The organism is Thalassolituus sp. UBA675, assembly GCF_002297765.1.
GTDB lineage: Bacteria > Pseudomonadota > Gammaproteobacteria > Pseudomonadales > Oceanobacteraceae > Thalassolituus.
Genome location: NZ_DBNJ01000005.1, coordinates 1 through 13,954, shown reverse-complemented (window position 1 = coordinate 13,954; position 13,954 = coordinate 1). Strand labels below are relative to the sequence as shown.

8 protein-coding genes and 1 pseudogene are annotated in these 13,954 nt (G+C 51.6%); 7 read left to right on the top strand and 2 right to left on the bottom strand.

Features of this window, described 5'->3' with window-relative positions; all coding sequences use genetic code 11:
• Positions 1-10: 10 nt before the first annotated feature.
• Positions 11-862, bottom strand: coding sequence for a peptidoglycan DD-metalloendopeptidase family protein (locus B3007_RS02230; protein WP_301378251.1), 852 nt, complete (start codon positions 860-862; stop codon positions 11-13).
• Positions 852-2,243 (bottom strand): exodeoxyribonuclease VII large subunit, encoded by a 1,392-nt coding sequence (xseA, locus tag B3007_RS02225; RefSeq protein WP_301378250.1) that lies wholly within the window; start codon positions 2,241-2,243, stop codon positions 852-854. The genes B3007_RS02230 and xseA overlap by 11 nt, the downstream gene beginning before the upstream one ends.
• A 152-nt stretch (positions 2,244-2,395) precedes the next feature.
• On the opposite strand from xseA, the gene B3007_RS02220 reads away from it, so the two are divergent.
• From B3007_RS02220 to B3007_RS02190, 7 genes and pseudogenes are all read left to right on the top strand, one after another.
• A complete protein-coding gene (locus B3007_RS02220) occupies positions 2,396-2,869 on the top strand; it encodes a DUF3015 family protein (protein ID WP_076517496.1) in 474 nt (157 codons plus the stop codon).
• 66 nt (positions 2,870-2,935) lie between these two features.
• Positions 2,936-4,852: a DUF4105 domain-containing protein gene (locus B3007_RS02215; protein WP_301378249.1), complete on the top strand. Its 1,917-nt coding sequence runs from the start codon at positions 2,936-2,938 to the stop codon at positions 4,850-4,852.
• The gene (locus B3007_RS02210) at positions 4,836-5,729 is read left to right on the top strand and encodes an alpha/beta hydrolase (RefSeq protein WP_301378248.1); all 894 of its coding nucleotides are present in this window, start codon (positions 4,836-4,838) and stop codon (positions 5,727-5,729) included. Before B3007_RS02215 ends, B3007_RS02210 begins: the two co-directional genes overlap by 17 nt.
• A 73-nt stretch (positions 5,730-5,802) precedes the next feature.
• On the top strand, positions 5,803-7,287 hold the full coding sequence (gene guaB / locus B3007_RS02205) for an IMP dehydrogenase (protein ID WP_297531845.1): 1,485 nt from the start codon (positions 5,803-5,805) through the stop codon (positions 7,285-7,287).
• Between the two features lie 79 nt (positions 7,288-7,366).
• Complete coding sequence (guaA, locus tag B3007_RS02200; protein ID WP_301378247.1) at positions 7,367-8,944, top strand: glutamine-hydrolyzing GMP synthase; 1,578 nt, start codon at positions 7,367-7,369, stop codon at positions 8,942-8,944.
• A 104-nt stretch (positions 8,945-9,048) separates the two neighbouring features.
• Positions 9,049-10,293 (top strand): substrate-binding periplasmic protein, encoded by a 1,245-nt coding sequence (locus tag B3007_RS02195; protein ID WP_301378246.1) that lies wholly within the window; start codon positions 9,049-9,051, stop codon positions 10,291-10,293.
• Positions 10,294-10,606: 313 nt separating this feature from the next.
• Positions 10,607-13,954: pseudogene (locus B3007_RS02190) on the top strand (hypothetical protein); the annotation flags it as partial.

The window sequence follows — 13,954 nt, the reverse complement described above, 5'->3', positions numbered from 1 at the left end:
AGTATCTTGTTCATTTAGGCTGGTCTTCCCTGAGCAGTAACTTAGGGTTTACGCGGGCGTTATTGAGGCTGACCGTCCAGTGCAGGTGAGGGCCGGTGGCTCTGCCGGTTTTACCGACGGCACCCAATAAGTCGCCTTGCTCGATGACATCGCCTTCTTTTACGTCGACACGACTCATATGGCACATCATGCTGATAAGCCCCTGACCATGGTCGATAAAGACGCTGTTTCCGTTAAAGAAAAAATCACCCGTTAACACAACGGTGCCACCTGCGGGAGCAACGATGTCTTTGCCTTCGGGAGCGGCTATATCAATTCCGCTGTGCGGGTTGCGCGCCTGACCGTTAAAGAAACGCTTTAAGCCAAAGGCGCTGCTGTATGGCCCTGTAGTTGGCAGGATCATCTGGTTCCAGTCGGGCGTTAATTCTGCAGAGAAGCTTTTATAGACCGGAGTCATCTGATTGTATTCGCGGCCAATGCGATCCATATCATTTTTCTGCGGATTAACTTTACGCTTATTCTTAATTTCGATGTGCTGTTCTTCGTACGCGAAGTCTTCAAGAATCTGAGATTGTTTTTTGCCATCAATTTTAAGTTGCAGGCTCTCCTCTGCCTTTAGCGGAACCCCAATAACGGCATAACGCTGGCCGTCTACCGTTGTTGTCAGAACGGGCTTGTCGTTCAAGGTTACTTTGCTGTTTTTATCTAACGGCATGGAGATGATACCGCCAGCGATTGGATGATTCGGCAGTGCTGATTCTGAGCTGTCTGATTTCTCAATAGTTTGGCTGGCAGCCGCATTGAAAATGAATGCTGAGAGCAATACAGGTGCGAGTACAAGGCCTGTCTTTTTAATCATCATTTTTTTTTGCTTCTTGTTTCATTTCTTGCTTTTGGGCTTCATTCTGAACGCCAGTCACAGTACTGGTGAGTGTGCCCGAGCGGATCAGTGTTTCTATTTCATCGCCGGCTTTCAGCTCTTTGGTATCACGTACTACGGTGCCATCGGTTTTTCGGGTAATAGAATAACCGCGGCTCAGGACTTCAAGCGGGCTGACGCTGTTAAGAAGTCGCATACCGGCACCAAGTTCCGTTTTCTTTTTTTGCAGTTGTTGCTGCATCGCGCGCTCGAGGCGTCCACGTATCTGATTCAGGGTGTTCTGGCTCTGCGTCAGTCCACGCTGTGGATGCAGGTGCGCCAATGATGTCTGGAGTCGTTGCAGGCGTTGTTGGGGTTCTTTCAGGCGCGACGTCATTGCACGTTGCAGGCGTATTTCCAGCTGATCAAGATGCTGGGCTCTGGATTGCAGTGCTTGTCTTGGGCCACGCAATCGTGACTGCAGTTGAGTCAGAGAACGCTGTGCGTGCATAAAGCGCTCTCGTTGATTACGGATCAATCGTTGCTGAAGATCATTAACGTAGCGCAGCATCTGTTGACCATCCGGGCTGATCAGTTCAGCCGCTGCTGACGGAGTCGGTGCGCGCATGTCGGCGACAAAATCTGCGATGGTAAAGTCGACTTCGTGACCCACAGCACTGATAACAGGCAATCGAGAGTTGGCAATTTCGCGGGCCAGAACCTCATTGTTAAATGCCCAGAGATCTTCGAGTGAACCGCCGCCACGACCAATAATGATAGCGTCGGCCATGTTGTCTCGGTTCGCACGATACAGAGCGTTGATTAATTGCTGTGGTGCTTCTTCTCCCTGAACTGCAGCAGGGTAGAGATCCACTTCGAGCATGGGCCAGCGCCGCTTCAGTACCGTCAGCATGTCGTGGATGGCCGCACCGGTTGGCGAGGTAATAATTGCTACCCGTTTTACGGCGGGCAGGGGTCTTTTGCGCTCTTCAGCGAACAGACCTTCTGCGGTTAATTTGCGTTTGAGTTGTTCGAACGCGAGCAATAGGGCGCCTTCGCCGGCGGGCTTCATCGCATCGACAATCAGCTGATAGTCACCGCGGTTTTCGTAAAGGCTGACCTTGGCGCGGATTTCAACTTTATCGCCTTCTTTTGGTTGAAATTTAACCATGCCAGCGCGTGAGCGGAACATGGCACAACGCACCTGCGCGCCACTGTCCTTCAATGTGAAGTACCAATGGCCTGATGACGGGCGGGCAAGGTTGGAGATTTCACCTTCAACGCGCACAGATGCGAAGGAAACTTCGAGCATTTGTTTTGCGCGGCGGTTCAGATCCGAGACGGTAAATATACCGGGATCGCGAGGGTGGTCTGTCTGATACATAAACAATCTGCTGGTTAGATAGTCAAAGGCTGACATAAGGAGGTGTTTTTGGCCAGTTTTTGTCATGATGCTAGACAGCGGCGGAAAAGCGTTCTAGGTTAGTCGGGTCGTTTTTAAAACGACCTAATTTGATCAGAACAAGGAAATGATCCATGAAAAAACTGATTGCTGCTGCAGCACTGATTTCTGCGTCTTCTTTCGCAATGGCTGACAACGGTCCTGCGGGCTGTGGTCTGGGTACTGCGGTTGTCTTCCCAGATGCTAACGAATGGCACGAGCACGTACTGGCTGCGACCACCAATGGTACTTCTGGTAACCAGACTTTTGGTATGACTTCAGGCACCCTGGGTTGTGAATCAGCAAATGGCCCACTGAAAGCGGCTGAAGCTTTTATGAACGACAATATGGATCAGCTGGCTGCTGACAGTGCACGTGGTCAGGGTGAAACTCTCGACGCACTTGCTCAGGTTATGGGTGTAGAAGCGGCTGATACTGCTGCTTTCCGCGCAACTGTTCAGTCTAACTTCGATAGCATGTTTACTACCGAAGCGACTGCTGGTGATGCGTTCCGTTCTCTGACTGAAGCAATGTCTCAGGACAAAGCTCTGCAGAAATACGTAGGCTGATACATCAGTCTGTCATACTCTGAGGCGCATTCTTTGCGTCTCAGTGTTGTTTGTTAAGGATTTTCCGTGGGTCATCAGTTAAAGCTGATTTGGTTTGCCGCTTTGTTGGCAATGTTCTCCTCCTCATTTGTTCTCGCTGATTCTGATACCAGTCCATTCAAAGCTGTTCCAGCTGATGAGCTTCGCGATCTGGCGTTGCACCAGCAATGGTTGCATCTGCTTCATTATCGACAACACCCCTATACGTTTCGCTTTATCAGTCAGAATGATTCACCAGAGTTTTTTCTTGCTGAGAAGGGGAAAACCAATGCTCACGAAGAGCTGGTAGCCGATCTCAGTGCCTTCTTGTTAACGGATCAGGCCGATAATGCGTCTGCGCAGTGTCGTTTTCCAGCGCGGTACCATTGGTTAAAACACAGACTTCCGCAGGTTGGTTTTGTTGACCAGCCATGTTCAGAGTTTGATGAGTGGCGTGATGAATTAAACGCTCACCGCCTGACGTTGATTTTCCCTGCCTCTCATATCAATTCGCCGTCATCCATGTACGGACATACGCTGGTGCGCATGGACAGAGAAGACCAGTCCAGCAGTAAGTTGCTCGCCTACAGTGTTAATTTTGCGGCCAACGCTGACCCTACCGACAATGAGCTGGTGTTCAGTTACAAGGGGCTTTCTGGTGGTTATCCCGGTGAGGTCTCGGTAATGCCGTATTACGTCAAAACCAATCAGTATCAGCATATGGAATACCGTGATACCTGGGAGTACGAGCTTGACTTCGGTAGCGCGGAAGTGGATCAGTTCGTGCGGCATGTCTGGGAGTTGCAGGACACGGCGTTCGATTATTTCTTTTTTGATGAAAACTGTTCCTACCGATTGCTGACGATGCTCGATGCGGCGTCCTCGCGATCAGATCTGGCGGCTGACTTTAAAATGAAGGCGGTGCCGGTCGACACCATTCGTGCTCTCTACAGCGCTGGTTTTGTCTCGCGAGAGGTGTACCGGCCTTCTGCTGCGTCTGTGATGGAGTCAAATGCGGCTCTGGCGTCAGAAGAAGAGGCGGACCTTGCTCGTACTCTGGTCGAAAGTGATATCCCCATTGGCGACCTGCTGGCAGGGGTACCTGAAGAATCACAAACCCGTGTCCTTGAGCTGGCGTACAGCTACGCACGTTATTTGTCGGTTAAGAAAAAGCAGGCGAACCCGGTGCTTCGTAAACGAACACTGCAGATTCTCTCTGCTCGCAGCAAGCTTCCGGCGGGCGATGTTTTTCCTGCACCAAGAAAGCCAGAGTTTCGTGATGATGAGGGGCACGGCACAGCGCGTTTAAGTGTGGGTGGTGGTTATACCGGAGAGCAATGGCACGGTGATATTAACTGGCGCATTGCTTACCACGACGTCCTTGATCCATCGAAGGGCTTTTCGCCCGGTGCGCAGATAGAGATGGGGGATTTTTATACGCGCGTCACAGAGGACGGTGATGTCCGTTTGCAGAGGCTGACTCTGGTGAATGTACTGTCACTCAGTCATAAAACGCGTTTTCAGAACCCGGTTGCATGGACGGTGAGTGCGGGTCTTGATCGGTTTAATCACGAGGGCAGTGAGCTCTATAGCCGTTTCAATCTTGGATTTGGTCGTGCGTGGCAGCTGCCACTTGGACTTCGTGATGGTAAGCGACTGGGCAGTGCTCGATTGTTTGCATTAGGCGATCTTACCGCGAGAGCGGATAATCAATTTGATGACGGTTATCAGATATCTGCGGGTGTGCGTGCCGGCTGGTTGTGGCAGGGACGCCTGAATCAGGAAATGATTCAGTTTCGCTGGCAACCCGCGGCTTTAGGGGATGATACTCCCCGGCGTGAGCTGACAGTAGAAGAGGCCTTTAACGGATTTGACAATGTCCAGCTGCGTTTCGGCTTCAGTCGTCAGTGGGCGTCGTCTGAGGCGACCAACAGCTGGAAGCTGACTTATGCCTGGTATTTCTGAAGCGTTCAGGCTGGTTCGGATTTCCGTGATGCTTGTGGTGGCTGCAACGTTAAGCGGTTGCGCCTCGCTGACGACCCTGTATTTTCACCCGCAGGAAATCTGGTTACAGACGCCGGACCGTTTTGATATCGATTATGAAGATGTCTGGCTGACTGCGGATGACGGCACAGAACTTCATGCCTGGTTACTCAAGCCTGAACCAACAATCGAGCAGGCTAAGGTGATTCTTTACTTGCACGGCAATGCTGAGAATATCTCGACGCATTCGCGCAGTGTTTTCTGGCTGGTTGAGAAGGGCTATACCGTGTTGGCCCTTGATTACCGTGGTTTTGGCGCATCACAGGGGCGGCCTATTTTGCCGGACGTTCTTATGGATGCGAAAGCCGGCGCCAGCTGGCTGCGGGATGCTTACCCGGATCACTCTCTGGTTGTTCTTGGTCAGTCGATGGGTGCAGCGCTCGCGGTCAATTTCGTTGCAGACTATGGCCGTGACTATGACGTTTCTCAACTCATACTCGAAGCGCCGTTTGCCGGATTCCGCAGCGTGGCCAGAGAGATGCTGCAGCGTACCGTGGTCGGTACCATTGTTTTACCCCTTGTTTACTTAATTCCGTCAGACTGGGACCCAAAGGATCGCGCCCCGAATATCCACATTCCGGTCATGCAGCTGCACAGTCGCATGGATGAGGTTGTGCCTGTGTCTGAAGGGCAGGCCTTGTATGACGCGCTGCCAGAGAGCATGCGGTGTTACGTCGCATCGCAGGGGCCTCATATCGCCAGTTTCCGATACAACAAGTTCAGGGAACAGGTCGCGGATTTTCTGGTCAGGGGAGTGTGCCCGCCTGTCGTGGCGGATACATCAAAACAGAATCCGTAGCGGGATTTACCGGCGAATGACCTTCCGGTATAATGCCCCGCCTTTCCTACAACCTCATTCGGAAGGCTCTTCTATGTTGCGAATCGCTCAAGATGCACTCACCTTTGATGACGTGCTGCTAGTGCCCGGTTATTCCGAGGTCCTGCCAAACCAGGTCAGTCTGAAGACACGCCTGACCAAAGGCATTGAGCTGAACGTTCCCCTTATTTCTGCCGCGATGGATACGGTTACTGAAGCGCGCCTGGCAATTGCAATTGCTCAGGAAGGTGGCTTAGGTATCGTCCATAAAAACCTGACCATCGAGGAACAGGCTGCTGAGGTTCGTAAGGTCAAGAAATACGAAAGCGGCGTCGTCAAAGATCCGATCACTGTGCCTAGCACCAGCACGATTCGTGAAATCATTGAGCTGACTCAACAGCACAACATCTCTGGAATGCCAGTTGTTGATGGTGATGAGCTGGTGGGCATCGTCACCTCACGTGACGTACGCTTTGAAAAGAACCTGGATGCACAGGTCGCCAGCGTGATGACGCCAAAAGATCAGCTGGTCACTGCAAAAGAGGGCACCAGCCCAGAAGACGTTCAGGACCTGCTGCACACGCACCGCATTGAGAAAGTTCTGGTACTGGACGACGCAGGCAAGCTGGTCGGCCTGATGACCGTGAAAGACATCGAAAAAGCCCGTGCTTACCCGAACGCTGCCAAAGATGAGCAGGGTCGTCTGCGTGTTGGCGCTGCCGTAGGCACAGGTGCTGGCACTGAAGAACGTGTCGAAGCCCTGGTTAAAGCCGGTGTTGATGTGATTGTTGTTGATACCGCACACGGCCATACATCGAACCCGGGTGGCACAGGCGTTATCGACCGCGTGCGTTGGGTGAAAGAGAACTTCCCTGAGGTTCAGGTGATCGGTGGCAACATCGCAACTGCTGAAGCGGCGATTGCGCTTGCTGAAGCCGGTGCGGATGGCGTGAAGGTCGGTATCGGCCCTGGCTCTATCTGTACTACCCGTATCGTTGCTGGTGTGGGTGTGCCTCAGATCTCAGCGGTTGCTAACGTGGCTGAAGCCATGAAGAAATACGATGTGCCTGTGATTGCTGATGGCGGTATCCGTTTTTCTGGTGACATCTCTAAAGCCATCGTTGCTGGCGCAAGCGTCGTTATGGTCGGCTCTATGCTGGCGGGTACTGATGAGTCTCCGGGCGAAGTTGAACTGTTCCAGGGACGTGCTTACAAGGCATACCGTGGCATGGGTTCTCTTGGTGCCATGGGGCAGAGCCAGGGTTCGTCTGACCGTTACTTCCAGGACAAAAAAGCCGGTGTTGATAAGCTGGTTCCGGAAGGCATCGAAGGTCGTATCGCAGTGAAAGGTCCACTGACGAACATCGTTCACCAGCTGATGGGCGGTGTGCGTGCTTCCATGGGCTACACCGGTTGCGCGACGATCGACGAGATGCGTACCAAACCTGAGTTTGTGCGTATTACGGCGGCGGGCATGTCTGAATCACACGTTCACGACGTACAGATCACCAAAGAAGCGCCAAACTATCGCTTAGGCTGATCGCTGAAAAATGCTAAGACGTGGGGATGACGAGAGTCATCCCCGCTTTTGTTTTTAAATCTTTTATCTGGAAAGCCCAATGTCACAAGACATCCACGCTCAACGTATTCTGATTCTGGATTTCGGTTCACAGTACACTCAGCTGATAGCACGTCGCGTACGTGAAATTGGTGTGTTCTCTGAAATCCGCGCCTGGGACATGGACGAAGCGGAAATCCGCGAGTACAACCCGTCCGGTATTATTCTGGCAGGTGGCCCTGAGTCTGTGACAGAGGCGGGTTCGCCGCGCGCTCCTCAGGTGGTGTTCGAGCTTGGTTTGCCAGTGCTTGGTATCTGCTACGGCATGCAGACAATGGCAGAGCAGTTGGGTGGCAGTGTGCAGGGCTCCAACATCCGTGAATTTGGCTATGCCCAGATTCAGGTTGAGACGAACAACGCACTGCTCAAAGACATCAAAGACCATGTCAGCGAAGACGGTAAAAGTCTTCTTGATGTGTGGATGAGCCACGGCGATAAAGTGGCAACCATGCCTGAAGGCTTTGAGCTGATGGCAACCACGCCGAGCTGCCCGATTGCAGGCATGTTCAATGCTGAGAAAAATTTCTTCGGTGTACAGTTTCACCCAGAAGTGACGCACACCCTGCAGGGCAAGCGCCTGCTGGAGCATTTCGTCATGGATATCTGTGGCTGTGAAGCACTGTGGACACCAGCGAAAATTATTGAAGATCAGATCGAGCGTGTTCGTGAGCAGGTCGGTAACCAGAAGGTTCTCCTGGGCCTGTCTGGCGGTGTCGATTCATCGGTTGTGGCGGCGCTGCTGCACAAAGCCATCGGTGATCAGCTGACCTGTGTGTTTGTTGATAACGGTCTGCTGCGCAAGAACGAAGGCGACATGGTGATGGACATGTTCGCCAAGAACATGGGCGTTAAAGTCATCCGTGCAGACGCGGAAGAGCTCTTCCTTGGCAAGCTGGAAGGCGTCTCTGATCCTGAGCAGAAACGTAAAGTGATCGGTAACACCTTTATCGAAGTCTTCGATGAAGAAGCCAGTAAACTGAAAGATGTTCCATTCCTGGCGCAGGGCACGATTTACCCAGACGTGATTGAGTCTGCGGCGGCTAAAACCGGTAAGGCGCACGTGATCAAGTCACACCACAATGTGGGTGGCCTGCCGGAAGACATGAAGATGGATCTGGTTGAACCGCTGCGTGAACTGTTTAAAGACGAAGTGCGTAAGATTGGTCTGGAACTCGGCCTCCCTTACGACATGGTTTACCGTCACCCATTCCCTGGGCCGGGTCTGGGCGTGCGAATTCTCGGTGAAGTGAAGAAAGAATACGCTGACGTGCTGCGTGAAGCGGATGCTATCTTCATCGAAGAACTGCATAACTTCGACTGGTACCACAAAACTTCTCAGGCGTTCGTGGTCTTCCTGCCGGTGAAATCCGTTGGCGTAGTGGGCGACCAGCGCCGTTATGAGTGGGTTGTCTCTTTGCGCGCGGTAGAAACCATTGATTTTATGACAGCACGCTGGGCTCACCTCCCTTATGAGCTGCTGGAGAAAGTCTCAAATCGTATTATTAATGAGATCGAGCACATTTCACGTGTGGCTTACGACGTATCATCTAAGCCGCCAGCGACGATTGAGTGGGAATAATTACACCGCGTCGTCACTAAAGAACACGAAAAAGCCCGGTCATTGACCGGGCTTTTTCGTAGGGCCTGCTATTATTAGAGCTGTTATCCGTTTGGGCTAAGGTCATGAAATTTAGACTAATTTCTCTCTTTTTTACTTTCATTTCTGTCAGTGTTGTTGCAGCGGAGCTGGCACCTGCACCGAGTTACGGCGCAGTGAAATTGCGTACAACCATCTGGCCACCATATCAAATGATGCTTCAGGGAGAATTGTCGGGCGAATCAACTGAGACTTTACGCTGTATCTTCCGCGATATTAATGAGTCCTTTTCCGTTCAGGTAATGCCCTGGCAGCGGGCGATTCAGGATATGAAGCACTCTGTAGCTGATGGTATTTTTACGACTGGGCCTTCACCGGAGCTTGATGAGGTGGCAACTATGTCAGCCCCTTTTGCTCTGGAGAAGTGGTACTGGTATCACGCCAGTGGCCTTGATCTCAGTGATGTGAAAACTCTGCGAATTGGTGCCGTCAGGTCAAGCAATCAGGCGACCTGGCTGGATACAGAGGGAATTCCGGTAACAGAGTTGGTCAATGAGGGGATGCAGTTAGTGCGTCTTGTTCAGGCCGGTAGGATAGATACCTTCATTGCGGATTCGCGTTATTTCGAGGAGCTGGTATCTGAGGCGTCAGCGAATTCTGACTTCAACAGTTATCTTGAGAGAACGTTTGTACGATACATGCCTTTAGGGGTGTATTTCGCCGATCAGTTTCTCGAGCAGCATCCTGAATTTATCGGACGGTTCAATAAACAGATATCTGATTGTGCCGGAGAGACCGTCGCGTTGAATGACCTTGAGAGGGAAAACCTTCTCTCCGTTGTTTCGAAAAGGATCAGAACCATCATCGATGACAACAAGCTTCTTACAGCTTTAGATGACTCCAATCAGATGCAAAAAGCGCTGGCTGCTGATGTCATTGATGCGCTTGATGTGCAATGGCGCCATGAGGTTTCTGCAGCGGAACAGCCATTGATCAGTGAGATTATCAGCAGACCGACGTCAGCCTACCTCAGATCCGTGAAGGAGCTCAGTAACGGTTTGATTACTGAGGCTATTCTTGTTGGAAGTGCCGGTCTGAATGTCGCTCAGAGTGATATAACCACCGATTACTATCAAGCCGATGAAGCAGCATGGAAAGCGCTTATCAGCAATCCATCCTCTGATTATCATATTGATGGTATTCGCTACGATGAGTCATCGAGAAAGTTTCAGGTGAAGGTGAGTTGGACAATTACAGACACCCTGGGGAGGAGAAAGGGCATCCTGATCCTTGGGATAGATGTAGAAGAAGCGCTTCGGAACAGCCACTGACAGAACTGACAATTCTCCCTTAAATTCCCGTTTAAAGGCCGCGAAGTGCGGCTTTTGTCGTTTATGCGTAAATGTCACAGTGTGACTTCTTGTTACATCTTGTGAAACAGACACATGTTCATTAGTATCGCCTCATGACACTAATTGGCCAATAACTGGCCCTTTCGGAGTGTTTTTGTGGCTCTTAGGCCGGATATCCCTCTTAAGGCGTATTGCTGGTGGGTATCACAGCCGATAGAATCCCGCAAAACTATCTGAATGGATTGTGAGCTGGTTCTCATTCTGACGAGCTGGTTCGGTATGGAGCGATCGTATGAAATTTTCTAAGGGCCTGGCTCTCGTAGCCTCATGGGCAGCTATATCTGTATCCAGTATCACTCTCGCAGCGCCAGGCGGTGTAAGTGGTTCTGCGCTCTGGTTGAAGTCAGATGATGCGGGCAACATTAACGATGCCTGGGCTGACCGCTCCGGGAATGGGCGCGATATCGACGCTGTGGGTTCCTGGTCTGTGTCAGGGGCCAATGCCGCTCATAATTTCCATCCATACACTACTGGCTACACCAGTAGCCGCCATTTCCGAAACAACCGCACCAATATTGTTCAGGGCGGAGAAAGAGAAACTCCGCTTTCAATCTTTACGGTAACTCGCACAAGCTCTTACGTCAGCGGAAATTCAGGGCGTATCACCGGCCTCGATAGCACTACGGACTATGCGGGTGAGCCCGGTTATTCGTTGCAGGGCACCGGCAATAGCGGCGCGGGTAAGTTCCTACTGCGACCAGAGCGATCTTCAGGCAGTGATATCAATGTAGAGTTCCCGACCCCGGTTCCTTTGTCGCAAAATGTCTTGGGCTCGGCGATTATTGGCGGTAGCCAGAACCGTACATTTACACTGGGGATGAATGGCGCGGATTACGTGTACAATTCAGACTTTGCCTCTGTAACCCGTGGCGACAATCTCTTGGTTGGCTATGGGCGCAAAGATAGCGGCGATGCCTTCCAGGGCGACATTATGGAGGTCATCTGGTTCACGCGTGCCATATCCTCCGCAGAAGCTCAAAGAATTAACTCCTATCTTGCTGTTAAATACGGCATCGATCTCGCGGGCAACTACGTTAACAGTACAGGCGCAACCGTCTGGAACGACTCACTGGATGCTAACTTCCAGGATGCGGTGTTTGGCCTTGGTCGTGACGACGCAGCGACTCTTAACCAGAAAGTTTCCCGTTCAGTCAAAAGCACGCGTCTGACTCTGGCAACACAGAACGATTTCACATCAGCTAACTCCGCATCTGCACGTACAGCAGGCATTGCAGCAGATCGAAGTTACTTCCTCGTGGGGCGCAATGCAGGCGCCTACAGTCTTCAGACTTCAGAAATCAGTGCACCATATTCCTATCGTATTGGACGCGAATGGTTGGTTCAGAAGAGCAGCTTTAATCAAACCGTTTCAATGCAATTCGCCATTCCATCTGGCCTGCCAGCCAGTGCGCGCCTCTACCTTGTTCGTAAAAGTACTAACTCTGACTTTACGTCAGGAGCGCTTGAGGTCGGTGAGATCAACAAGACCACAGGTATTATCAATGGCGTGGCTCTGAATTCAGGCGATTACTTTACTGTGGCGGTAACTGTCGACTCTGATGGCGATGGTGTACTGGACCCATACGATGCGTTTCCAAATGATCCGAACGAATCGGTAGATACCGATGGCGATGGTATCGGTAACAATGCCGATACTGACGACGATAATGATGGTGTGCCAGATCTCCAGGATGCATTCCCTCTTGATCCGAATGAAACTGTCGATACCGACGGTGATGGTGTAGGAAATAATGCTGATACCGACGACGATAACGATGGCCTGAGCGACGATAACGAAGGTCTGTTGGGTACTGATCCTCTTGATACCGATTCTGATAACGATGGTATCGACGACCTGACCGAAGTCGGTAGTGTTGCTTCTCCGACCGATACCGACAACGACGGTACCATTGATGCACTCGAATCCAACACCACCGACACTGATAGTGACGGTGTAATGGATCATCAGGATGCGGCGAATAATGATCCAGCCAACGACTCTGATAACGATGGCGTCAGCAATATCCAGGAGACTCAGCTAGGTACTGATCCTCTTGACCCCAACAGCACGCCAACAGATACCGACGGCGATGGCATTGCAGATGCGTTCGACACTGATGATGACAATGACGGCGTTTCTGATGCTGATGAGTCGACGAACGGCACTGATCCACTGAATGCTGACTCCGATGGCGACGGTAAAAATGATGGCGTTGAAGGCACTACAGATACTGATGGTGATGGCATCATTGATGCGCTCGAATCTGCAAACAATGACGCAGATAACGACGGCGTTTCTGATGAACTGGACGCTGCCAACAACGACCCAACCAACGACTCTGACAACGATGGTATTAACAACGAGACTGAAGTTGCGGCAGGTACAGATCCACTCGATCCGAACAGTGTTGGTACTGATACCGACGGTGACGGCACCCCTGATAACATCGATACTGACGATGATAACGACGGTGTATCGGATGCTGATGAAGCGACCAATGGCACTGATCCACTGAATGCTGACTCCGACGGCGACGGCAAAAACGACGGCGCTGAAGGCACCACGGATACTGATGGTGACGGCATCATCGATGCGCTGGAATCTGCCAATAACGATGTAGATAACGACGGCGTGTCGGATGAACTGGACGCTGCCAACAACGATCCGACCAACGATTCGGACAACGACGGTATCAATAACGAGACCGAAGTTGCTGCGGGTACTGATCCTCTGAATCCAAACGATGCGGGTACTGACACCGACGGTGACGGCACGCCAGATAATATCGACACCGACGATGACAATGACGGTGTATCCGATGCTGACGAAGCAACTAATGGTACCGATCCTCTGAATGCTGACTCTGACGGAGACGGCAAAAATGACGGCGCCGAAGGCACTACCGATACTGATGGTGACGGTATCATCGACGCGCTCGAATCTGCGAATAATGATGCTGATAACGACGGTGTATCTGATGAACAGGATGCAGCGAACAATGATCCGACGAACGATTCCGACAACGACGGTATCAATAATGAGACCGAAGTCGCTGCAGGCACAGATCCGCTTGATCCAAATGATGTAGGTACTGACACCGACGGTGACGGAACGCCAGATAACATCGATACCGACGACGACAACGATGGTGTATCGGATGCAGACGAAGCGACCAACGGCACAGATCCGCTGAATGCCGATTCTGACGGCGACGGCAAAAATGACGGCGCTGAAGGTACCACGGATACTGACGGTGACGGCGTCATCGACGCGCTCGAATCAGCTAACAATGATGCGGATAACGATGGCGTGTCGGATGAGCTGGACGACGCGAATAACGACCCTACCAATGACTCTGACAACGACGGTATCAACAATGAAACCGAAGTTGCAGCGGGTACTGATCCTCTGAATCCGAACGATGCCGGCACTGACACCGACGGCGATGGGGTACCTAATAATCTGGACCAGGACGATGATAATGACGGTGTGAATGATACCGACGAATCAGCTCTTGGAACTGATCCTCTGAACTCAGATTCAGATGGTGACGGTAAAGGTGACCAGGCTGAAATTGGC

Excerpts from the sequence above, each read along its gene's own strand:
- guaA (WP_301378247.1), top strand. The coding sequence starts at position 7,367 with ATGTCACAAGACATCCACGCTCAACGTATTCTGATTCTGGATTTCGGT.
- B3007_RS02210 (WP_301378248.1), top strand. The coding sequence starts at position 4,836 with ATGCCTGGTATTTCTGAAGCGTTCAGGCTGGTTCGGATTTCCGTGATG.
- guaB (WP_297531845.1), top strand. The coding sequence starts at position 5,803 with ATGTTGCGAATCGCTCAAGATGCACTCACCTTTGATGACGTGCTGCTA.
- xseA (WP_301378250.1), bottom strand. The coding sequence starts at position 2,243 with ATGTATCAGACAGACCACCCTCGCGATCCCGGTATATTTACCGTCTCG.
- B3007_RS02220 (WP_076517496.1), top strand. The coding sequence starts at position 2,396 with ATGAAAAAACTGATTGCTGCTGCAGCACTGATTTCTGCGTCTTCTTTC.
- B3007_RS02195 (WP_301378246.1), top strand. The coding sequence starts at position 9,049 with ATGAAATTTAGACTAATTTCTCTCTTTTTTACTTTCATTTCTGTCAGT.
- B3007_RS02230 (WP_301378251.1), bottom strand. The coding sequence starts at position 862 with ATGATGATTAAAAAGACAGGCCTTGTACTCGCACCTGTATTGCTCTCA.